This is a genomic window from Bradyrhizobium sp. Crot121, from assembly GCF_059512385.1.
The window spans coordinates 43,587-67,194 of the sequence record NZ_JCAMOR010000040.1; the positions used below are offsets into that span (position 1 = coordinate 43,587).

A 23,608-nucleotide genomic window follows, 5' to 3' on the forward strand; every position below is an offset into this window, starting at 1 on the left:
GTGAGTGTGATGGTCCTGGTGGTGGATGACGAGCCCGATGTGGAGGCCTTGTTCCGCCAGCAATTTCGCCGCGATCTTCGCGCCCAGCGCTTTGTGATGGATTTTGCCGGGACGGCGTCGGAGGCCCTGACCCGCATATCCGACGTCGGCGAGCACTCGCTGATCCTGATCTTCTCCGACATCAACATGCCCGGGATGAGCGGGCTCGAGATGCTGCCGGAGGTCCGCGCCCGGCGGCCTGACGTTCCCGTGATCATGATTACGGCCTACGGAGATGCCGCGACGCGCAAGAAGGCGCTGGAGCGAGGCGCGGACGACCTCTTGACCAAGCCGATCGACTTCAGCCAGGTCCGCCAGGAGATCGACGCGAGGCTGGAACGATCCGCATGACCGCCACCATTCTCGTAGTCGACGACGAGCCGGATCTGGAGGCGCTCGTGCTCCAGAAATTCCGCCGGCAGATCCGCGACGGACTGGTGAGCTTCGTCTTCGCGCGTGATGGGCTTGAAGCCCTTCAGTCGATCGAGCAGCATCCCCATGTCGATCTTGTCGTCTCCGACATCAACATGCCGCGCATGGATGGCCTGTCGCTGCTGGCAAAACTGCAGGAGGCAGAGGACAAGAAGTCGACCATCATCGTCTCGGCCTATGGCGACATGAGCAACATCCGCACCGCGATGAATCGCGGCGCATTCGACTTCATCACCAAGCCCATCGATTTCGCCGACCTGGAGATGACGATCGAAAAGACGATGCGTCACATCGAAGTCCTGCGCGAGGCACGCCGCCGCCAGATGGAGGCGGAGCGCGCCCACGCTTCGCTGTCGCGCTATTTCTCGCCCGAGCTCGCCAAGCGCCTTGCCGCCGGGGACGACGGCGACGACATGGAGGTGCGCTGGCGCGAGGTCGCCGTGATCTTCACCGATATCACGGGCTTTACCTCGCTGGTCGAGACGGCCGTGCCCGAGGTGCTGGCGGAACTGCTCAACGAGTATGTCGGCGGCCTGACGGATGTCGTCTTCGCGCATGAGGGAACGGTGGCGAAGGTGATCGGTGATGCCATCCAGGTGCTGTTCAATGCGCCGGGCGACCAGCCCGACTATGCGACCCGTGCGATTGCCTGCGCACAGGCGCTCGATGAATGGGCGGAAGCGTTTCGCGGGCGTTGGAAAGAGAGAGGCGTGAATTTCGGCGCCACACGGATCGGCGTGCACGCCGGCCCGGCGCTGGTCGGCAATTTCGGCGGCAACCGCTTCTTCGATTACACGGCCTATGGCGACACGATCAACACCGCCGCCAGGCTGGAAGCCGCGAACAAGGCGCTGGGCACGCGGATCTGCGTCAGTGACGCGGTCGCAAACGCGGCACAGGACTTCAAGGGACGACCGATCGGCGATCTTGTCCTGCGCGGACGCAGCGAGCCTTTGCGCGCCCACGAGCCTTTATCGGCAGCAAGATTCGATGCGCCGGCCACGACGCAATATGCGACCGCCTTTGCCAAGCTTGAGTCGGGTGACGCCGCGGCCATGCCGGCTTTCGCCGCACTGGTCGGAACGCATGCCGACGATCCGCTCGCCAGCTATCATTTGCGGCGGCTGCTCAACGGCGCCAAAGGCATCCGCATCGAGCTCGCCTGACCGGGCGCACGTTTCCGTTACAGATGAAACATATTAATGGTCGGACATCGGCATCGAACGCTGCGGTGTCGGGCTTGTTGGCTCTTCTTGATTGATTACTTCTAACGCCAGGGCCATTGCGCTGCTTGGTGCAGGCGCCCTCTGAGCGCAGTCCTGGAGCGTCGAAAAATTGAAACGACGATCGTACGATTATATCGTTGTTGGAGCAGGCTCCGCGGGCTGTGTCCTGGCGAGCCGTCTCTCCGAGGATGCCAATTCAACTGTTCTCTTGCTCGAGGCAGGTGGATACGACCGAAATCCGCTGGTCCGCATTCCGATCGGACTAGGAAAGCTTCATGAGTATGGGATCTACGATTGGGGCCTGATGGCTGAGCCTGATGCCGGTCTCAATGGCCGCGTGATTCCCGCAAAGCGCGGGAAAGTGTTGGGCGGATCTCACTCGATCAACGTGATGGCATTCACGCGCGGCGATCGTGCCGACTATGACGGCTGGGCTCGCGCGGGCGCCCGAGGATGGTCCTACAGCGATGTTCTCCCTTACTTCAAACGTTGTGAAACGTGGCAGGAAGGAGGAAGCGTATTGCGCGGCGGATCGGGGCCGATACACGTCGAGTTCTCGCGCTCAGTCGATCCGCTGTTCGACGCCTGGCTCGCCGCTGCGCGCGACCTCGGCTTCACATTCACGAACGACTTCAATGGAGAAACGCACGAGGGGTTCGGGATAATCCAAAATACCACCTGGAAAGGCCGTCGAGAGACGACAGCCTCAGCCTACCTTCGATCCGCGCTGAAGCGCGCAAATCTGGTACCTCATACCAGAGCGCAAGCGACTCAAATCGTTTTTGAGGGTACCCGAGCGGTGGGAGTACGGTACGTCAGCGGTGGGCGAAGCGCCTACGTGATGGCGAATCGAGAGGTCATACTGTGTGCGGGCGCGTATCACACGCCACATTTGCTCATGTTGTCGGGTATCGGGCCGACGAAGCATCTCGCCTCTCTTGGGATCGAAACACTTATCGATCTGCCGGTAGGCCAGAATTTGCAAGATCACCTTGCTGCATGGTTCAACTGGAGCCGCCCCACGCCGGGTGCCTTCCACAGGACGATGCGCCTTGACCGAATTTCGTTAGCCCTGGTCCGAGCTTATCTATTTGGGACCGGACCTGGGACAATGCTTCCGAGGTATCTCTTCGGGTTCGTCAAGACCGATCCTTCGCTCGAGGCGCCGGACATCGAATTCATGTTTCGGGGAACGGCCGCTCAGCCCTACGTCTGGTTCCCAGGGATTCGTCCGGCTTTTGAAGACGGCTTTGCGATCCGTCCAACATTGCTGCATCCAAAAAGTCGCGGGGAGGTCTCGTTGAGATCGACAAACCCCCTTGATGCACCGAGAATCCGCAACGGATTCCTCGAGCACCCGGATGACCTTGCGACGTTGCTGCGTGGAGCAAAAATCGGTCTCGAATTGGCCGCTCACCCGGCGGTTGCCTCGCTGGCAGGAAAATCAGCCGGACCTTCGCGCGTCCAATCGGACGGCGATATTGAACAGTGGATTCGAAGCACGGCGATCACCGCAAACCATCCGTGCGGCACTTGCGGAATCGGGAGTGTCGTGGACAGCCAGCTTTCAGTCCTTGGCGCGACCTCGCTTCGGATCGTCGACGCGTCAGTCATGCCAACAATCGTATCTGGGCACATAAATGCATGTGTTCTCATGATCGCCGAGAAGGCCTCTGATCTGATCCGCGGCCAACAGGGACAGGTCCTGGAAACGCATGGCTTGACCCCGGCACAATAGTGGCCCGGGCGCCGCCGCCATGGCAAGGCGCCCTCGTTATCTCGACTGGCCGGCGAGCGACCGTTCCTCCATCGCGAACAGGCAGAACGCGGCGCAGCCCAATCGGAGCAATGAGTCGTTCGCTTCTTGGTTCTGAAGCGATCCGATGACGGATAGAAACGTTGGGACAGGGTGGCTGTCGGATTATACCGCTTGCTCCAACACAACTTTAGGCATTGAATTTCACACAATAATGCGCTGCTGCCGCGAGTCGTTTGGCGATGCAGTGTTTCGATCAATCAATTCTACTCAATCTCACGCGAAGCAAGTCACCATAGGCTTGCGCGCTCGCTTTTCCGCGCACCGCGCCGAAGCCCACGAAAAACAAAACACCAATTGGCCATCATGGAGGGAACAATGTCACGAAAGCTTTCGCGACGACAATTTGTAAGTGCGACTGCCATGTCGTCCGCAGCGCTGATCACGGCGCCATATGTGCGCGGCGCTTACGCCGCTGGCAAACTGTCGATGGGTTTTTGGGACCACTGGGTGCCGGGCGCCAACAAGACCTTAACCGATCTCGTCAATGAATGGGCTGCGAAGGAAAAGGTCGAGGCTCAGATCGACTACATCACCAGCCAGGGCAACAAGATCCTCCTGACCGTCTCCGCCGAAGCGCAAGCCAGATCCGGCCACGATATCCTGGTCATGGCCACGTGGTTGCCGCATGCGAATGCCGAACTGCTCGAGTCCGTCAACGACATCATGGCGCCGATCATCCAGCAGAACGGCGCGGTCAACTACACAGTCGAATATCTCGGCCAGGCGGGCGGCAAGTGGCTCGCCGTTCCCTCGTGCGTCGGCAGCCAGATCAAGGGTCCCTGCTCGCGTATCGACCTGATGAAGAAATACGCCAATATCGACGTGCAGGAGATGTATCCGGCCGGCAGCCCGCCGAAAGCGGACAACTGGACCATGGATACGTTCCTTAGGGCTGCCGAGGCCTGCCAGAAAGGCGGCTTCCCCTTCGGCATCGGTGTCGGCGAGACCGCTGACAGCACTGATACCGCCGGCGCGATCTTCCAGTCGTTCGGCGCAGAACTCGTCGACGCCAAAGGCAACCTGACTGTCAGGACCGACGCCGTCCGGCAGGCGCTGGATTTCTACAAGAAGCTGATCGCCTTCCTGCCATCAGACGTCGCGGCATGGGACGATGCCTCCAACAACAAATGGCTGATTTCCGGCAGGGGCGCGCTGATTATGAACCCGCCGAGCGCCTGGGCAGTCGCCAAGCGCGACGCTCCGCAAGTTGCCCAGCAATGCTGGACCCACGGCTTTCCGGCCGGCCCAAGAGGTCGCTTCGCGCCCTACGTGCCCTTCTTCTGGGCCATCTGGCAATTCTCCAGGAACAAGGCGGCGGCCAAGAGCCTGCTTGCGCATCTCTCGCAGCCGTCATCGATTGAGAAGCTGGTGGTCGCCAGCGGCGGCTATGATCTGCCGGCCTACCAGAACCTCACGACACTGGAGGTTTGGGCGGAAGCGGAGCCGCCAAAGGGCACGCTCTATCACTATCCGAACCCCTATAACCATCAGAAGCTGTCAGTTGCGGCCTCGCCAGCACCGCCCAAAGTCGCGCAGCAGATCTACTCGCAAGCGACGCTGACCAAGATGTGCCTGCGCCACTCGCAGGGTGAAGCAATGGAGAGGACCCTCGGATGGGCGGAAGCCGAGTGCGAAGGTTTCATGAGGAGCTGAGGACACGCACGCAATCCATGGCGACGAACTCAGACGCGATTGCTAATAGCCTCACGACGTGGTTTTCAACTTGGTCTGTTGGCCTGCTATGGCTAGCGCTGCCTTTCGATCATGGATGAGATTCTCAAGCCGATGGGCGGCGACATTGAGCGTAGCGGCATCAAGGGCGCCTTCGTCGTCGGTCCCCGCTCTGGCACGCTGCGCACGCAAAACTTCGTCGATTTGATTTTCAATCTCGAACAGCTCCGATTCCGTTTCAGCCTTTCTGATCCTTTGTCCCAGCGCGTATAGCGAATCCAGCGCAGCTTCTTTGGTCTCGAGTTCGCCGGATCTGAGAAATTTCCAGGCCGCTGCCAATATTGAGGCAAGCGCGCCCAATGCCATTGGCGTGAGAAAAATCGCGTTGCTCCACTTGTCCAGGAAGCTTTGCTGGGTGCCGTTGTAGAACTCCGCGGCGCCTGGATGAACCGGAAGATAGGCGCCGGGGTCAGTATCGGGCGCCTTCATCTGCGCCAGGATCGGCAGTTCGCCCGACAGGTCTCGGCGCGCGCTCGTAAAGGCTTGCGTGAAATCAGCAACCAGATCGTTATCAAGGGACTTCTTGGCAACCAGGTAGAACGAAACTTTCAGCGTCGTGACATCATCTGCCGGGATCGGAGGGGAGCCTCGCAACGTACCCTTGGGGATGTCGAAGCTCTCGTACGCGCGCTCCTTCTCGGCTATGGCTCCCGCAGCATCGATCGGGATCAGGACCGGGGCGGCTTTCCCGCTCTGGGAGAAGAGTCCCCGCACCAGCGACAAATACTTCTCGGTCATGGGCATCACGAAAAGGACGACGCGCACCTCCTTGCTGTCGACCGCCCGGCGCGTGTCGGCCGGCGCAAGGTTCTTGAACACGACATTGGCGCGATCAAGGGCGTATTCCTTGGTCAGCGCGCTGACGATCTTCTGATTGGTCTCGCCTCCAACCACCCCCACAGTGACGCGCTTGAGGCCGCTCATGTCCGTGATCGACGATCCCGGTGGCGCGACCAGCAACACCACCGCTTGAGCGAGGACGACGATTGCTTGCGCCTGCGACAGGTCGCCGACGTCGCCGCGGACCACCGCCAGATCGGTCTTGCCCGCGGCAAACTCGTTGGCGGACTCGACTGCGCCAGTGGTTTCAACCACCTTGAGCCGGACCGGCGCGTTCACCTCGGTGAGGCGACTCGCCAGCGCGGAAACGACTCTTGGCGCCTCGCCGTCCAAGGATCCGACCGCGATCGACAGCGTGACCGGCCGGACATACCAGCGATACGCGAATAGACTTGCCCCCGCGGCCAGGGCAACCAGCCCGGCCACCATAGCGACGCGCAACCAGATCGGCAGCTTGATTGCGTCCATGCCTATTCTCGACAAATGATCATCGGCCGAACCTGCCTCTCCCCCTGCGCGACCCTCGAAAACCAAGTCATTAAGGACACCGCCACTACGACTGTTCTGTGTGACCCACCTCCGCTAATCCATTGTCGAATGGCTGGCCGCTTTTGGAGCCGATTGTTTCAGGTTCGAAGCTGCTTTTGTTTGATTGGTGCTGCAGTTTTCTGGCGAGTTCTTTTCTCCCACTATGCCCTCAAAAGGATCGCGAACGATCGCCTTCAGCGCCAACAGGTCATCCTCATTCAGAAAAGAGATCTTTCCTGCGGGCGTCGTCACCATTCTTCCAATCGTTGAGAGGGGAATGCCGAGTTTCGCCGACAACCTGGCCAGGTAAATGGTATCGCGGATCGTTTTGACATCTTCTCCGCCATGGCCGTTTGAAACCGAGTGAACTCCGATCGTTGCGCTCTCCGATACGTAGCGCTTCCGGCTCGCCAAGAAAATGAACGCACATGCCGAGTCGCACTCTCCCGAAACGTACGTCGTCAACCGCTTCTGACGCGTGAAGATTGCGATCTGGAATCCTTCATCGAGTTTTCCACCTTTCGAGCTGAGATCGATGCCGAGAACTCGCCGCTGGGCGCTGAAATGAGATCTAAATCGTATGTAGTCGCCCTCTTCGATATCGCCCCGCAGCCTCAGGACATCTCCGGAGCAACCCGCCACGCGCGTAATCTCCATGCTCGCGCAATCCGCCGACAGGAAAATGGCTGAGAGTGTGAGTAGCGTCCTGATCACTCATCTCTCCCCAATCAGAAGCGCAACGGAATGGCTCTTGCTCCTAATTCAATGATCGGTCATCCGGCTGACATTGACTTAGGTCAAGGCAGGGCGAGCGAGCACAATTCCCGCTCGCAGTCGGCTGAAGCAAACGTGTCAAGGACGGCGACGCTCTATGTGGGCTTAAGGGGCTGGTTAGCGCCGCCTCTTGCGGAGTGAATGTGACCGGGCCTCAACGCCTGCGCCGGCGTTGCAACCGACAAGACGAAGCCGGCGACAGCAATCCTCCGGGAGGAGGCCGCAAGCGCTCAAGAAAGCAGAAGCGACGTTGACGGATGTGCAATGGAATTGCGCGAACAAACGTGATCACTAGAGCATGATCCGGAAAAGTGGACACCGGTTTTCCGAAAAGATCATGCTCAAACAAAGGGCTAGAGCGGGATGACGATTCGAAGAGAAGTCATCACGCTCTAGGACAGCACGAATGACCGATTGCCGCAGGCCAGGACGATCGGGCCCGCTCAACAAAAAGCCCCGGACGATGCCGGGGCTTGAAGTTTGCTGGAGATTGACAGTCGATCAGTAAGGGGCAGGCGGGGCATAACCGCCCCAGTTGAAGTGATAGTTCACGCGCACCGTGACCATGTCCACGTCCTGGCTGATCCGATTGAGCGCACCGGCAACGATGGGATTGACCACCGAGAACGAATTGTTCGCATTGCCCATGAACAGGTGGTCGTACTCGACACCGACCGACCAGTTCGGTGCGAAGCCGTACTCGTATCCGACACCCACGCTACCGCCCCAGCGGGTCGAACTGAACGAGGCCAGACTACTGCCTGTAAGCGTATCGAGAACGCTGAAGCTGTTGCTCGTCACCGCTGCGCCACCCTTGAAGTACAGCAGCGACGTGTTCCAGGCATAGCCGATCTGACCGGTGAAAAGGCCAATGCCGTCCGTTTTCACGCGCGTCGAGAAAAATGGATCGATGAGGCTGGCGCGCGTGTTCTGGAGATCGGCCCAATCCCCCTGGGCTTCCAGGCCGGCCACCCAGCCGCCGCCAAACTGCCAGCGATACCCGATCTGACCGCCGACCAGACCGCCGGACCGCTCACGACACCCGTCGCTGAAGACTCCACCGAACGCGTCGATAAAGTTCCAGCAATTGCGGCTCTGGCCCCAGCCGCCATTGGCGCCGACGTAGAAGCCGGTCCAATTGTAGACCGGCGGAAGCGGCGGCGGTGGCGGCGCCTTGACCGCCATATCAGCGGCCAGCGCCGGCGCGGTCGCGCCGAGTGCAATCAAACCAACAGTGCCCAGCAAAAATTTCTTCATATCGTTCCCCCTCTTCGGCGTCGCCTAAGGATCGGACGGCCGATGGACTTGTTGCGGCGATTAACGTCTGCATTCCAATTCCACCCGCGAGCATAGATCATTTCACCCGCCAAACTTGTGCTAGTACGGCAACACTCGGATTTTGTTTCGGGAATAAGTGGCAGCCACTCTGACACTTCGAATTATGCGCTTTGTGCCATCGCCGCCGCGTTCTGCGGCAGCTTCAGGATCACTCGGCATCCCTGTCGCAGAACGCAGGCGTGGACATCGGGAAAAAGCTGACCCCGTTATCGATAGAGAAGAGGGCACAATGAAGCTGGTCGAGGCCAAGCGATTGCTGCTCGCTGCGGCGGGCGCAGCTTGCTTGACGCGGGCTCGGCCCTACAGCGTCTCCAGCACCGTCGACGTTCGCTAAAAGCCCCGCCACATTCCGTCGTTGAACCATTCTTTGACCGGGTTGGACTAACGTCCAGGCGGAAATTCTCCGTTCGCTATATCGAACGGACGGCAAAAGACTTTTTTGCGCTACCTCGGCTGTGAATGACAGCCATCGACGGCGCCCGCCTCTTTATTGATCTCGGCCAGAAAATGCTGGCCCGAAAAACAGTCACCGCTAGTTACGGAGGAGATGCCATGACGGAGATCCGGCTGGCCTCGCTGCAGGGCGGGGCGATTACGTTTGGAAGCGATGCGATCGATGCCTTTCGGCAAACATTGCGGGGCGATGTCTGCCTGCCCAACGAGCCGGGCTATGACGAGGCACGCACAATCTGGAATGCGATGATCGACCGCCACCCGGGCGCGGTCGTACGCTGCAAAGGAGCTGCAGACATCATGCGCGCCGTGGGGTTTGCGCGCGACCACGGAGTCCTGCTCGCCGTGCGTGGTGGTGGCCACAACATCGCGGGCAATGCTGTTTGTGAAGGCGGGCTGCTGATCGATCTTTCGCTGATGCGTTCGGTGCGGATCGATCCGCGTAACCGCACCGCGCGCGTGGAGCCGGGCGCAACGCTTGGCGAATTCGACAAGGAGGCGCAGGCTTTCGGCCTTGCCACGCCCCTCGGCATCAACTCGACGACTGGCGTTGCGGGATTGACGCTGGGCGGCGGCTTCGGCTGGCTCAGCCGCAAATTGGGGCTTGCCGCTGATAACCTCATCTCGGCCGACGTGGTGACGGCCGATGGCGGACTCGTGCGAGCGAGCGAGGCCGAGGAGGCTGACCTGCTCTGGGCGCTGCGCGGAGGCGGCGCCAATTTCGGCGTCGTGAGCTCGTTCGAGTTTCGCCTGCATCCGGTCGGCCCAATGGTGTTGGCTGGACTCATCATCCATCCCTTCGCTCGGGCGAACGAACTTCTTGCGGGCTATCGCGACATCGCCGCCAAAGCGCCGGACGAACTCACGATCTGGGTGGTGCTCCGGCAGGCGCCGCCGCTGCCATTCTTGCCCGTCGAAATGCACGGCAAGGAAATCGTCGCGTTCGCCGTCTGCTACACGGGTGGCGAGGACGAGGGTAACCGCGCCCTGGAACCGTTGCGCGCGCTCGGGGAGCCGGTTGCCGACGTGATCGGCATGCAGCCTTTCGCGAGCTGGCAGAGCGCGTTCGACCCGTTGCTCACGCCCGGAGCCTATAATTACTGGAAGTCGCACAATTTCGCCGAGCTCGGCGACGGCCTGCTCGACACCCTCGTAAGCCATATGAAGAGCTTGCCGACCGGTGAGAGCGAAATTTTCATTGGTCAGCTTGGCGGCGCCACCAGCCGCGTGGCTGTCGACGCGACGGCGTTCCCCCACCGCGACGCCAGATTTGTCATGAACGTCCATACGCGGTGGCGTGACCGCGGCGACGAGCAACGCGCGACTAGCTGGGCGCGCAGGTTGTTTGCTGAGACTGCGCCGTACGCAACCGGCGGCGTCTACGTCAACTTCATGCCGGAGGATGAGAGCGATCGCGTGTCCGGCGCCTACGGCCCGAACTACGCTCGTCTCGCGGCGCTCAAGGCCCAGTACGATCCCGGCAACCTGTTCAGGCTAAACCAGAATGTTCTTCCGGCCGCCGCGCAGCGACCGGCCGCCTGACAAGGACACAAGCAAAAAGCCCGGCCGCTTGGCCGGGCTTTTCGCTGTAAATCTTTGGCTGGCTGCTTACGCCGCCTCGTCGGCGACGGTAGCGTCGTCGCTGTCGCCGTCGAGATCGTCGGCGTCGCCTTCACTGTCGCCGTCCTCGGCGCCGGCTTCGGCCTTGGCTGCGCCACGGCGCGGGCTCTTGGCGAGCTGGCTCTCGATTTCCTTGATCGCTTCGGTCTCGGTCGAGTGCTGCACGACCGCGATCTCGCGCGACAGCCGGTCGAGCGCCGCTTCATAGAGCTGGCGTTCGGAGTAGGACTGCTCGGGCTGCGATTCCGAACGATAGAGGTCGCGCACCACTTCCGCGATCGCGACGATATCGCCCGAATTGATCTTGGCTTCGTATTCCTGCGCCCGGCGCGACCACATCGTGCGCTTGACGCGGGCACGGCCCTTCAGCGTCTCCAGCGCCTTTTTGACCAGAGCCGGGTCGGACAATTTGCGCATGCCGACATTGGCGACCTTCGCGGTTGGGACGCGAAGCGTCATCTTGTCCTTCATGAAGCTGATGACAAACAGTTCCAGCTTGGCGCCCGCAATCTCCTGCTCCTCGATCGCGAGGATCTGGCCGACGCCGTGAGCCGGATAGACCACGAATTCGTTGGCCTTGAATCCCTGACGCTGGGTCACGACCTTCTTCGGCTCCTCGACGCGCGGGGCCGCGGCAACCGGCTTCGCAGCCGGCTTGACGGCGGCCTTCGGCGCAGGAGCTGCAGCCTTGGGAGCAGTCTTGGCGGCGACTTTCGAAGCAACGGTCTTCTGGGCTGTCGCTTTCGCGGCAGTTTTGGCAGTCTTTTCTGGCATCACGCTTCTTTTGTTCTTCGAGGACTTTGTAGCCGCAGCCTTACGGGCTTCCTTCACGGACGCCCTGGCACGACCCTTGACTGCGCTGCGGGCAACTGCAGCGGCTTTCTTTGACGATTTGGAAGCACTCTTTTTACGCGTTTTCTGTGACACAGCCTGCGCGCGGAAACTGCCACGCCCCTGTTCGGTGTTTTTGCGGAAACGAACGGGGCCAAAGATCAGGATGGCCGGGTTCGGCTCTGACAATGTGCCCAATATAGCACATTTTCCGCAAAAATCAATGATTTAGGGCCGAATCCCGTCGCCTGCCGGGGCTGACGGTCATAACTCTGTCAACAGGGTTAAACGACGGCGTGCTTCTCCGCCTGAAAACGGTCTCGATCCGGCCAGGGACAGCGCGCGAATCAGTCGCCGGTTCCGGGGTTGGTAGAGAAATATTTCTCGAACTTGCCTTCCTGCCCATCGAACTCCTTGGCGTCAGGGGGCGAGTCCTTCTTCTGGGTGATGTTTGGCCAGCTCTTGGCGTATTCGCTGTTGACCTCGAGCCACTTCTCCAGGCCCGGCTCGGTATCCGGTTTGATCGCATCCGCCGGGCATTCTGGTTCGCAGACGCCGCAATCGATGCATTCCTCGGGATGGATGACCAGCATGTTCTCGCCCTCGTAGAAACAATCGACGGGGCAGACCTCGACGCAATCGGTATATTTGCACTTGATGCAGTTTTCAGTGACGACGTAGGTCATCCAGGACTCCGAACCAAAGACTCCGAAAGCGGATTCATTCTTTGAAGGGCTTGCGTTTCAAAAATTGCGTAGCGCAGGAGAACCGCTGCTGCAAGATAAGCAAGCCGGTTTTCGGCGCCGTCTTTCGGGCAACTGATTGCCTGCCCGAGATAATCACTCGGGGCGGCTCTGCAAATCCTCGTACAGCACCCGCGCTGTCGTCGCATCGCCCCGCCGCTCGGAGAAGCCGATCACCTTCAGCACGCGCACGCTGCGATCGAGCGCGATCGTCAGCACGTCGCCCGGTTTGACCGCGTGCCCGGGCGCACTTTCGCGCACGCCGTTGATGCGGACATGGCCGGCCTCGACCAGCGCGGCGGCGCTGGTGCGCGCCTTCACCACCCGCGCGTGCCACAGCCATTTATCGAGACGCTGGCGCTCCAATCGGCCTCATTCCTGGGTTGGCGCGGCTCAATCCTTGCGGTTACCGGCGAGCTGCTCCTTCAACGCCGCGAGTTTTGCGAACGGCGAATTCGGATCGATCGCGCGTTCGCGTTCGCGCGGCGCCGAACTCGCATATTGGCGGAGCGCCGGGCCGCTCTCGCGCCCCTTGTCGCGGCCGCCTTTGTCGCGGAAATCACGGCCGCCGCGCTCGCGGTCGCCACGGTCGCGATCCTTGCGGTCGCCGGAGAATTTATCGCGGCGGCGATCATTGTCGCGGTCGCGGCCCTTGCCCTCGAAGCGCTCGCGGCGCCCGCCTTTGTCCTCAGGCGGGGCGCCATTGCTGGCGGCCGCAGCTCCCACGGGCGCATCCTCGCGCGGTTTGCGGAACTCGTGATGGCGGCGACCACGGCGCTGCTGGTCGCGCTGGGCGCCATCGGCACCTTCACCCGCTGCGGCGGCGCCCTGTGCGCCCTCGCGCGGCTGATGGCGGTGGCGGCTGCGGTCATGGCGCGGGCGACGCTCCTCGGAGCGGCCGCCGGGGCGCCAGACTTCGACCAGTTGCGGCTCGGCCGGGGTCTCGGCTGCGGCTGGCTCGGTAACGGCGTCGGCTGGTACAGCTTCCTCGGTGCCGGCTGCAGCCTCGGCTGCGGCCGTCGGCATCGGCTCTGCCGTCGCGTCGGCCGGGACCTCTGCGGGAGCGGTCGCGTCCGCCTGCACTACGGCAACGGGCTCCGCTTGCGCCTCGATCGCCTCAGGCTCCGGCTGCGGTTCAGCCACCGGCGCTGGCTGCGCCTCGATCACTTCAGGCCCGGGTTGCGCTTCGGCCACGGGCTCTGCGGCGGCAGCCGCTGGTTCCTCGCTCGGCGCAGGCGCCAAGGTAACTTCGGGCAACAGCGCGGCGGATGGGCTGGGCTCGGGCAGCTCGGCGGATACTTCTTCCGCCGGCGTCTCCGCCGCAGCCTCAGCACTCGCTTCCACCGCCGGCGTCTCGACGGACACTGTCTCGACCACTTCCACCGGCTTCGGCGGCGGGGGCGGGCGGCGCTCCATGCGATAGCCGAGCGCGCGCAGGACCGAGGCGAAATCCTCGCCGGCGGAGCCGGTGAGCGAGGTCATCGCCTGCGTCACCACGAAGCCGCGGCCGTCGAACGCGCCCGCGGGCTTCTCGCCCGGCGCACCTTCGCGCCAGGCCAGCGCGGGACGGATCAGATCCGCCAGCCGCTCCAGGATGTCGACGCGCACTGCCCGCTCGCCGCACTGCTTGTAGCCGAGCACGCGATAGGCATCGCGCGGCAGCCCCTTGTCGATCGGGAATGAGGTCCGCCCGCTCGACGCCAGATGCTGCACATTCGACAGCGCCGACAGATCGACATTGTCCTGCTTCTCGGCCCAGAGCAGCGAGGCCAGCGCCCGCGCCGCCGGCTTGAGGAGCTGCGGGAAGTAGATGTGATAGGCGCCGAAGCGGACGCCGTATTTGCGCAAGGTCGCGCGCGAGGGCTGGTCGAGATCCTTCATCTCGGCCGCGATCTTGGTCCGCTCCAGCACGCCGAGAGCTTCCACCAGTTGGAACGCGATGCCGCGCGCAATCCCCTGCAGGTCCTCTGCCTTAGACAGGTCGAACAGCGGCCCAAGCAATTTCGTAATATGCGTCTTGAGCCAGAGATCGAGCCGGTTCTGCACGGCCTCGCGCGGCGCGCCGGTCAGCCGCTCGTCGGAGATGATGCGGAGGCGCGGATGCAGCGCGTCGTCGGCCGCGGCGAGTTTGGCCACCGCATCGCCGGTCCAGCGGATAGTACCGTCGGAGGTTAGCACGAAGGTTTCGTCCGGCGCGGCGCTCAGTTTCTCGGCCCGCGTATCGATCTCGCGCGCCAGCACCTGCTGGGCTGCGGCCTGCAGCGCCTTGGCATCTGAGCCCGCTTCCGCCGCGTCAGGCGCAAAAGTGAATCCGTCGAGCCGGCCGATCACATGCCCCTCGACGATGACTTCGCCGGTCTTGCCGATTTCAGTATTCAAAACAGAGTTCTCCCGCAGGCGGCGCATCAATACACTGGTACGCCGATCAACGAAACGCTCCGTGAGCCGTTCATGCAGCGCATCGGACAATTTATTTTCGAGCTCGCGCGTGATCCCCTGCCAATGTTCGGGATCGGACAGCCAGTCCGGCCGGTTCGCCACAAAGGTCCAGGTGCGCACCTGAGCGATCCGGCCCGACAGCGTGTCGATATCGCCGTCGACGCGGTCGGCCTGATCGACCTGGGCAGCAAACCATGCATCGGGAATACGCCCCTTTTGTATCAGGAAGCCGTAAACCGTGGTCACAAGCTCGGCATGGGCCGCGGGCGATAGCTTTCGGTAATCGGGTATCTGGCAAGTGTCCCATAGCCGCTCGACGGCGACAGCGCCATGCGCCATGTCGCGCACCTCGGCATCGCGCGCGGCGTGGTCGAGCACGCGCATGTCTTCCGCGATCGGCGCCCTCGTCAGCACTTCATGCGACGGCGGCAGCGACAACGAGACCTGCAAGCTGCCGAGCGAGGAGAAATCCAGCTTCGAGTTGCGCCATTGCAGCATTTTCACGCTGTCAAACGTATGGTTCTGCAGCGCGTTCACCAGTTCCGGCTCGAACGGCGCGCAGCGTCCTGTCGTGCCGAAGGTACCATTGCGCGTCGCGCGGCCAGCTCTGCCCGCGATCTGCGCGAACTCGGCCGGTGTCAGACGGCGGAACTGATAGCCGTCGTATTTGCGGTCGGAGGCAAAGGCGACATGATCGACGTCGAGGTTCAGCCCCATGCCGACGGCGTCGGTGGCGACGAGATAATCGACGTCGCCGTTCTGGAACATCGCGACCTGCGCATTGCGTGTGCGCGGCGAGAGCGAGCCGAGCACGACCGCCGCGCCGCCATGCTGGCGGCGGATCAATTCGGCGATCGCATAGACCTCGTCCGCCGAGAACGCGACGATCGCGGTGCGCCGCGGCTGCCGCGTGATCTTGCGGTCGCCGGCGAATTCGAGCGTCGAGAGCCTGGGCCTTGTGATGATGGAGGCGCCGGGCAACAGCCGCTCGATGATGGGACGCATCGTCGCAGCCCCGAGCAGCAGCGTCTCGTCGCGCCCGCGCCGATTGAGGATACGGTCGGTGAAGACATGCCCGCGCTCGAGATCGGCCGCGATCTGGATCTCGTCGACCGCAAGGAACGAGACATCGAGATCGCGCGGCATCGCCTCGACCGTCGAGACCCAGAAGCGCGGCGACTTCGGCTTGATCTTCTCCTCGCCGGTGATCAGCGCGACGCTCTCAGGCCCAGCGCGATCGGCGATCTTATTGTAGACCTCACGCGCCAAGAGCCGCAGCGGCAGCCCGATCAGCCCGGACGAATGCCCAAGCATGCGCTCGATGGCCAGATGCGTCTTGCCAGTATTGGTCGGCCCGAGCACAGCCGTGACGCCGGCGCCGGGCGCGCGCTCATGGGCGAAGGGAGGAGAGGAAAGAGCCATGATTTCGAGGTGCTTTTCTTGATGCTTTTCTTGGAGATGAAAGAAAGCGCGACTAGGAAAATTGTCTCAGATTGCTACACGGCGGATGCCGCCGCTTAAGCTTCGGAACGAGTTGAGAACGAATCGCGGCCGAATCGCTGACTCCACCTGTGTTCTCCTCCGTTCACCGCAACATCTCGTGTCGGCATTTCAGTTCCAGCACCAAATCGGGTTTAGCAGCGATCACGATGACAGCGAAATTGTTAAAGCCGGAGTCGAATCAGAAGCGGCCAAGAGTCAACAGAATTCACGCCCTCTCCGTCATTCCGGGGCGTCCGCAGGACGAGCCCGGAATCCATCGGGCCGCATGCGCCGGAGGAGAAATGGATTCCGGGCTCGATGCTTCGGATCGCCCCGGAATGACGGAGCACGACCTCACTGCGTCTTCGCCACCCGCGGCGGCGTGGCCGACGTCACGAACGACGTCGCCTCCAGCATGGCGAGCCCGAACGGCGTCGGAATCTTGACGCGGAACGGGATCAGGATGCGCGTGCCCGCGATCGGCACGAAGGCGATCTCCATGTTGCGCGCTTCGGCGAGGTACTTGATCACCGGACGGTCGGGGATATAGCCCGCGATCGGCGTGAAATAGATCGCGCAGACCAGCGCCGGGCCCTGATAGCCCTTCTCCGCCTTGACCATCTCCACGCGCTTGAAATCGAGCTTCAAATCGTAGCGCAGCCGGCCGTCGAAAATGCCCGCGCTGGTGCGGCAGCTATCCGGGCTCATCAGTTCGCCCGTGCCCGGCACCCGGAGCAGCGAGCCGGTCATCGGATCGAACACGTTCTTCTTGTGGGCCTCGGTGACCGGGATCCGGTTCGGATCAACCGGCGGTTCCGGCTCGATCACGGTTTCCTTGATGCTGCCGCCACTGAGCGCCATCCGAATGATCTCGGATTTCTTGTAGCTGTTGTAGTTGACGGTGTAGCCCGCCGCCACCAGCGCGCCATTGACCACGCGCCCCTGGGATCCGCCCACCCCGCCGGCGCCAGCAAATGCCTTGAGCAGCCCGGAAGTGCCGCCCTGCGCGATCGCGGAAAAGGTGTCGTCACCGATCTCGATGGTCCAGCTTCCCTTGCCGACGGCAATACCGGCCAGCGAGGCCTCATACTGCGCATCCAGCCGGCCCTGCGCGAGCGCGCCCTCCGGCAACATCAGGAACAGCGCGCCGGCGCACAACAGCCAGGATTCCCTCACTGAGGGCAGAAAACTGCTGAAAATGCTCACAAACTTAACGATCCTGTCGTCGGCGCCGAAAGATCATCTAGGGAGAAATGACCGGCAAGCAACGCGGGCGAATACGGAACCACTTAACCAGCCTGAATACGCCCTTTATATGGTGTGTTAACCCGCTGAACGGCCTTGTGAACGTGCCGGTTTTGCGTGCCATAAGGTTTTACCGTTCGCGCGAGGAAAACGCGCCGAATTTGAGGGTTTCGGAACCAGGGAAAGTGGCTCTAAACCCGATAAAACCTTGACGCTTTGCACCTCACCCCCTATACGTCCGCGGTTCCTGGAAAATGGACGTAGGTTTAGACCCCCGCCGCGCGCGGCGCGCGCTGTTGGTTTAGCGGGGATGGAAGAGGATTTGAACAATGTCGCGGCGCTGTGAACTGACGGCCAAGGGCCCGCAAGTGGGCCACAAGGTGAGCCACTCGAACATCAAGACCAAGCGGCGCTTCCTGCCGAACCTCTGCAATATTACCTTCCAGTCGGAATCGCTCGGCCGCAACATCCGCCTGCGCGTCTCCTCGAACGCGGTGAAGAGCGTCGATCACAACGGCGGCCTCGACGCGTTCCTCTTGAAGGCGAGCGCCGCAAACCTCTCGCCCCGCGCGCTCGACCTGAAGCGCCAGATCGAGAAGAAGCGGACAGCGGCTGCGGAGCAGAAGGCGAGCTGAGACTCGCTGTATCAGAGTAGCGAGTTGAGAGTTTAAACGGCCGGGTCGAAAGACCCGGCCGTTTTGCATTCTTGCGGGGACCTCTAACGATACTTCAGGCACCTAGAACGAATTTCGAATTCGGTTCAGCTTAATCAAACGACGGTCGGTCAGCAGATTTGGCGCAGTCGTGCCAATGCGATCAAGAACCTCTGATACCCCGTAAGGCCACTGTCTGGCATCGTCAGCCAGAATGCCGTGAAGAATAGCAAGCGTTTGCTCGGGAAATTCATCAACCAGATTGTGCTTGTTTCGTCTGAGGGCCGGGAGGTTGATGAAATCTTGGTCGACAGGGCCAACTAGAGGCAGGATATAGCTGGCGTAGAGCGGAAAACGCTCTCCCTGCGCGAAAGCCAATTCAGCGAGCCTTGCGGAGACTCTCGGCGTCTTAGCCACTATCTGCTTTGGCCAAACCTGCGCTAATAGCGTGACCGCATCGTCTCTCCAGCGAGACCCAGGCTCCCTGGACCACCGCTCTAGGTGCCAAAGCACTTGCGTCCGAAAATCATCGTCGGCATCCGCTAGCACGGCCGTCATTTCGGCATCGGTTATCAGTCGCGTTTCGTTTTCGCCGGCTCTGCTTCCCCAACCGGCTAAGACAATGCCAGCCAATACCTCCGCATGCCTTCGTCGCGTGTAAGAACCTTTGTGAGCTAAGCCTAGTAATGAAGGTTTCATCCGAACAAAAAGCTGCGCCTGGGGCACTTTTGCACCCCAGAAGAACCCTGCCCAGAACGCGTCGCCGTTATGGTCTTGTCGTTCCATTGCAGGCAAGATCGACTGCGTTACCCACTGCGGATCTACGCTGAACAGCCAAGCTAGGTTATGACAAAGAATTGCCAACGCACGAGGGCGCCCCTCCCCTCTTAGAGACAGCAGCTCATTGGCTTGCCCCTTCCACCGATCCGGAAATTGCTCGCCACCCTTGAGTCTGCTTACTGCAGGGTCCGCCAATAGAATCTGCGCTAGATGCCCGATTGGAGAATTTAGCGCCTCCGTTACCCAGTCGGGCGGCTGACTTCCTCTAACAATTGAGCTCTCGCCGAAGTCGGGGCGCTGCTCCAACAAACTAACAAGCCGTCTCCAGAGGAGATCAAATGAGTTACGGCCTCTAGGCAGCAACGTTTTGTGGACACGAAGCAGCCAGTCCGTCACTGGCCGAAGAAGATCATTCAGATAATCATCAGGTATCCGCCCTAATCGACTTACGATGAGAAGTACCAATCGAAATCGATCCTGCTTTCTGCCGTCGGCATTCAAGAAGGTTTGCCAGAAATTCCTAGGGTACTTTCCTGTCTTACCTGCAATGGTCAAAGCTGAAAACGCGCGGATGGGCTTCAGTGCACAAAATCCAGCATAAGGATCTCGCTCCACAAATCGTTCTTGCGATCTTCCGGACAATTTGGCAGCTGCATCCAAAATTTCTGCCAATGGTAAGTCTAGTAACTCATCGCTCCTTGTGTCCGTCCCCACCCATCCCGTACGTATAGCCGTCGAAAAAGTTGCGCTAGAAGCCCACTCCGCCTGCCATTCGGGATAATCTTCCCGTAACTGCCTAGTAGTTGCATCCAGATTGAATGTGAAGCTGCAACCGTTGGAAACGAGCCAATAAATACGATTCAAAATGGCACTGGCTCTTGCTTTCTTAAAATCGCTGACCGTCGCTCTCTTCCATCGTCCGGGACCCTGGAGCAGCCGCCGTTCTATTGAGATTCTTGTTCGAACGCCAAGCTCGTTCCATCGATTCCTGAGAGCGAAAAGTAAATCGCGTTGATGCGAGCTATACCAAAACTCCTCCCGCGAGATCGTTCTTAAGACCTCCGCGAATTCTCCATGGCTTACCAGACGCGAATCACCGCAAGACCAAATCTTTATATGTGCAGCGATGGGACCCGCGGCGTCGCGCCAAGCACGGATTTCTCGTTCGGCTGCTGGTGCATCGATCTCTAAAAGGCGGCGAAAGTGTTCGATATACTCAAAAAGCAGAATGTTAATGCCTGATTTATAAGACCGCTCCGACTCGTCCTCTTCGGTATCGGCATTGATCGACTCAAGCATATGAAGGCCGTATCCACCCAGCTCCTCTTCTAGAGCCGACCCAAGCTCCAGATTGTTCCGCAATTCTCTCAGAAGAGACGGAAGGAATTCCGCAGGGATGGCTACTACCTCGTCACCATGGTGTAGGTATTCCACATCCAAGTGCAGTAAGTTTTCTAATTCTTCGCTTGAAGAATCCGGAGCGCGAGGCGATCCAGAGAAAGCTCTTTCCACCTTCAGTCGCGGACGGCGAGTTTTTGCAAAGTCCCGAACAGCCGCAGCATCCCAACCATCAAGTTTAATTATCTCGAGTAGGTGGTACCAATCCTCAGAATGCTCGCTCCCCGCATGTTTCCAAGTATCTATGAGATAACGCCATGCGGCCCTGACTGCGGATGATGATTCATCGTTGGCGTCACCGATCTTAGATTCGATCTGACGTTGAATATCCGGATGCAGACCCTTTTGTGACGCAGCCCACCAAACCGCTGCCGGCTGATGCGCAACTCGTTGAAGCCAACGCCCCAGGTATCCGACGCGAGCAGCAAGTCGTGGAGCGTTGACTGCCCAGTGGCCCCGCAGTGCTGAGACCTGATCTTCTCCAAGATTCTGACGGTCTGGCCGAGTAAGTGCAAAAGCAGCTGGAATGTCTCGCTTTTCGAAGACGGTGCTGTCCGGATCAATCTTCGCGGGCACCGGGTCGCTATCTAACCCATACGCCATAAACGGATCGAAATGCGGCCCGACCTCCATTAGGGAGCCAATGCGACCTGGCTTTGCGTATCGGATGTACGGATCAAACGTGCACAGCCAATCGGCCGGCAGCGGCTGGGACGCGAGCGCGACACGCTTCGCACCTTCCAGTGTTGAAACTACATGAGCAATTTGTCCCCGTATGTGCGGCTCACATTTTTCCGGGCCAACACTCGCTTGAGCGAATAATTTATCATACCACACGCTTGGACTCCGCGCCCTTTCCGCCCAAAGGCCTAGCGTGTCCCAAAGTGCGGCATGCGTTCGCGATTCCTCGTAAACAATGGGCCGGACCCCCTTCTGTACCCACCTTGCTTCGGCTTCCTCGTAGGCACCGGATTGGAAGGCATACACGCCGCTCAGAGAGCCTGGCGAGCGGTTCAGGGCTTCCAGCAAATACTGCATCGGCGGATCATCGGCCGAGTATCCCACAAACACGACAAAAAAGCGCTCTAGGACAGTCCTGATGAAATCGGCGGCCCAACGATCCGAAAGATAAGCGCGTCCAAACTCTGCACTTGATATAACAAATCCATCGCCTGCTGCATCGCCGTAGTCACTGGTAACATGCCCATGCAAATGTATGATGCCACCGAATTCGTCGCTGCGCAGCGGATCTGGAAGACGCGGCGGTTTTGAAAACGGAATGGCAGGATCGCAATCCTCGAACAAGAGATCAAAATTCGTCGTAATTAGTCGAACTGTCCCATCAGGCCCTTTCGCCAACTCCAATAGGATCCGATGAGCGCTCAGATCAGGCGATCTTTCAGGCTTCAGAGCCGCCGCAATCGCGCGGTATATGTCTGAACTGAGAAAATCACGCTCAATTAAGCCGAAGACGCGATCAGCTGAGATCAATCCTCCAACCCCTGCAATAGGAGGCATAGTCTCGATCGCATTGATGAGTTGACGTGCCGGCTTATCTGGCGCGATAGAAAGTCTGTCAGCGACAGAACGCGCCAACCCGATGAAGTCCTTTAGACCTGCTCTGGCTCGAGAAACGCCCGCGCCGCAAAAGAAGACTACGCGTCCCTCGTCCCTAGCGACGAGGAGGTCGTCGGGGACGTTAGGGCCATCCTTAAAAAATCTCAAAGTGCGTCCCCTCACATTAGTATATGAACCGGATAAGCATCGCTGATTCTGAGTTTTTGATAAATCCCCAGGCGTTCTGCGCTATACTCGCCGAGGTAGCGGGGAGGCTCGCCATGCGAAACATCGTGATTTGCTGCGATGGGACGGGGAACGAGATCAACGAGAATATTTCCAACGTCCTGAAGCTCTATCGCTGCCTGCGCAAGACGGAGAAGACGCAGCCCAGGCAGTTCGTCTATTACGATCCGGGTGTCGGCACGCTGGCGCGGCCGGATCCGTGGCACAAGCTGAAGCAGAATTTCAACACGATCCTGGGGCTCACCACCGGCTATGGGCTCGATGACAATGTGCTCGCGGCCTATGAATTCCTGGTGCAGCATTACCAGGATGGCGATGCGATCTATCTGTTCGGCTTTTCGCGCGGCGCCTATACCGTGCGCGTGCTGGCCGGGCTGATCCACAAGATCGGGCTGATCTCGCCGGAGCAGGTCAACCTCGCCGGCAGCGGGCTCACCGCCTACAAGCAGTTCTCGGATAGCCACAAGACTGGCGCGGACGTCAGCCTGCGGGCGCTGCCGCCGCCAAGCGACGAGTTCGGGCCGCTGCCGAAGGACCGCTACGACAACGCGGCGCAGTTCGCGCGCATCCTCTCGGTGCGCTGGCCGACCATCCGCTTCGTCGGCGTCTGGGATACGGTCGCCAGCATCTTCGTGCCGCGGCCGGACCGGTTCTATTGGCCGAGCCTGGAAGAGCTCGCCTTCACGATGCACAATCCGAGCATCCGCACCTTCCGCCAGGCGATCTCGATCGACGAGCGGCGCTGCATGTTCCGCCTGAAGAAGTATGACGAGCCGCAGCTGTTCTTCAGCAACCGCTTCATCCCCGATGAGAAGGCCGAGCCGCAGGACATCCTGCAGGTGTGGTTCGCTGGTGTGCACGGCGACATCGGCGGCGGCTATCCGGAAGCGCAAAGCGCGCTGTCGAAATATCCGCTGCTGTGGATGATCGAGGAAGCCACCAAGTTCGGGCTGACGGTGAACATACAGATGGTGAAGCAACTCGCCTGGGGCGTGCAGCGCAGGGGCAGCCCGTTCACTTACGTGAAGCCCGATGTGGCGGGCGAGATGCACGACCCGATGACCTGGGGCTGGCGCATGCTCGAACACATCCCGAAGAAGGCCACCTACAAGGAATGGCCGGAGCGCAAAACGCATTTCGGCTTCTACATCCCCGACTGCGAGCCGCGGCTGATTCCTGAAGATGCCGTGATCCATGAATCGGTGGTGAAGCGCATCGACGCGGTGACGGACTATCGGCCGATCAACCTGCCGAAGCAGTACAAGACCTTCCCGATGCCGGAAGCGCCGACCGAGCAGGCCCCACCGGAAGCGGCGTGAGCGGCGGCGCGTGTTGCGCGACGCCTGCGCCGCAGTCTTGAGCAACCGGCGACATAGGTAACAGGTCAGACCGACGACATAGGTAACACAATTCTCGTTTCGTTCAGGTCTGTTG

General features: G+C 60.6%; 16 protein-coding genes. 7 read left to right on the forward strand and 9 right to left on the reverse strand.

Features of this window, described 5'->3' with window-relative positions; all coding sequences use genetic code 11:
• From AC5ZGW_RS28680 to AC5ZGW_RS28695, 4 genes are all read left to right on the forward strand, one after another.
• Positions 1-390: a response regulator gene (locus AC5ZGW_RS28680; protein WP_028164261.1), complete on the forward strand. Its 390-nt coding sequence runs from the start codon at positions 1-3 to the stop codon at positions 388-390.
• On the forward strand, positions 387-1,637 hold the full coding sequence (locus AC5ZGW_RS28685) for an adenylate/guanylate cyclase domain-containing protein (RefSeq protein WP_130225989.1): 1,251 nt from the start codon (positions 387-389) through the stop codon (positions 1,635-1,637). Before AC5ZGW_RS28680 ends, AC5ZGW_RS28685 begins: the two co-directional genes overlap by 4 nt.
• A 169-nt stretch (positions 1,638-1,806) precedes the next feature.
• Positions 1,807-3,435, forward strand: coding sequence for a GMC family oxidoreductase (locus AC5ZGW_RS28690; protein WP_130225990.1), 1,629 nt, complete (start codon positions 1,807-1,809; stop codon positions 3,433-3,435).
• Positions 3,436-3,831: 396 nt separating this feature from the next.
• The gene (locus AC5ZGW_RS28695; protein ID WP_130225991.1) at positions 3,832-5,169 is read left to right on the forward strand and encodes an ABC transporter substrate-binding protein; all 1,338 of its coding nucleotides are present in this window, start codon (positions 3,832-3,834) and stop codon (positions 5,167-5,169) included.
• A gap of 51 nt (positions 5,170-5,220) precedes the next feature.
• Here the strand turns inward: AC5ZGW_RS28695 and AC5ZGW_RS28700 are convergent, their stop codons facing one another.
• The 3 genes from AC5ZGW_RS28700 to AC5ZGW_RS28710 form a co-directional block, all read right to left on the reverse strand.
• On the reverse strand, positions 5,221-6,516 hold the full coding sequence (locus tag AC5ZGW_RS28700) for a TAXI family TRAP transporter solute-binding subunit (protein ID WP_496113994.1): 1,296 nt from the start codon (positions 6,514-6,516) through the stop codon (positions 5,221-5,223).
• 153 nt (positions 6,517-6,669) lie between these two features.
• Positions 6,670-7,329 carry a hypothetical protein gene (locus AC5ZGW_RS28705; RefSeq protein WP_130225993.1) on the reverse strand — a complete coding sequence of 220 codons (660 nt, stop codon included), beginning with the start codon at positions 7,327-7,329 and terminating at the stop codon, positions 6,670-6,672.
• Positions 7,330-7,890: 561 nt separating this feature from the next.
• A complete protein-coding gene (locus tag AC5ZGW_RS28710; RefSeq protein ID WP_130225994.1) occupies positions 7,891-8,646 on the reverse strand; it encodes an outer membrane protein in 756 nt (251 codons plus the stop codon).
• A 633-nt stretch (positions 8,647-9,279) separates the two neighbouring features.
• Here AC5ZGW_RS28710 and AC5ZGW_RS28715 point away from each other — a divergent pair.
• Positions 9,280-10,722, forward strand: coding sequence for an FAD-binding oxidoreductase (locus AC5ZGW_RS28715; protein WP_463328203.1), 1,443 nt, complete (start codon positions 9,280-9,282; stop codon positions 10,720-10,722).
• 66 nt (positions 10,723-10,788) lie between these two features.
• Here the strand turns inward: AC5ZGW_RS28715 and AC5ZGW_RS28720 are convergent, their stop codons facing one another.
• From AC5ZGW_RS28720 to AC5ZGW_RS28740, 5 genes are all read right to left on the reverse strand, one after another.
• A complete protein-coding gene (locus AC5ZGW_RS28720) occupies positions 10,789-11,574 on the reverse strand; it encodes a CarD family transcriptional regulator (protein WP_245475236.1) in 786 nt (261 codons plus the stop codon).
• A gap of 404 nt (positions 11,575-11,978) precedes the next feature.
• Positions 11,979-12,317: a ferredoxin FdxA gene (fdxA, locus tag AC5ZGW_RS28725; protein ID WP_130231772.1), complete on the reverse strand. Its 339-nt coding sequence runs from the start codon at positions 12,315-12,317 to the stop codon at positions 11,979-11,981.
• Positions 12,318-12,470: 153 nt separating this feature from the next.
• On the reverse strand, positions 12,471-12,740 hold the full coding sequence (locus AC5ZGW_RS28730) for an RNA-binding S4 domain-containing protein (RefSeq protein ID WP_130231774.1): 270 nt from the start codon (positions 12,738-12,740) through the stop codon (positions 12,471-12,473).
• 27 nt (positions 12,741-12,767) lie between these two features.
• Positions 12,768-16,235, reverse strand: coding sequence for a helicase-related protein (locus AC5ZGW_RS28735; protein WP_463328201.1), 3,468 nt, complete (start codon positions 16,233-16,235; stop codon positions 12,768-12,770).
• Positions 16,236-16,649: 414 nt separating this feature from the next.
• Positions 16,650-17,429, reverse strand: a complete 780-nt coding sequence (locus AC5ZGW_RS28740; RefSeq protein ID WP_080663731.1) for a DUF3108 domain-containing protein — start codon at positions 17,427-17,429, stop codon at positions 16,650-16,652.
• Positions 17,430-17,869: 440 nt separating this feature from the next.
• Here AC5ZGW_RS28740 and rpmB point away from each other — a divergent pair, with 440 nt between their 5' ends.
• Positions 17,870-18,175, forward strand: coding sequence for a 50S ribosomal protein L28 (gene rpmB, locus AC5ZGW_RS28745; RefSeq protein WP_028164248.1), 306 nt, complete (start codon positions 17,870-17,872; stop codon positions 18,173-18,175).
• Positions 18,176-18,277: 102 nt separating this feature from the next.
• On the opposite strand, the gene AC5ZGW_RS28750 is transcribed toward rpmB, so the two are convergent.
• Positions 18,278-21,967, reverse strand: a complete 3,690-nt coding sequence (locus tag AC5ZGW_RS28750; RefSeq protein WP_130230509.1) for an SIR2 family protein — start codon at positions 21,965-21,967, stop codon at positions 18,278-18,280.
• Positions 21,968-22,209: 242 nt separating this feature from the next.
• On the opposite strand from AC5ZGW_RS28750, the gene AC5ZGW_RS28755 reads away from it, so the two are divergent.
• Complete coding sequence (locus tag AC5ZGW_RS28755) at positions 22,210-23,493, forward strand: T6SS phospholipase effector Tle1-like catalytic domain-containing protein (RefSeq protein ID WP_130230511.1); 1,284 nt, start codon at positions 22,210-22,212, stop codon at positions 23,491-23,493.
• Positions 23,494-23,608 lie beyond the last annotated feature (115 nt).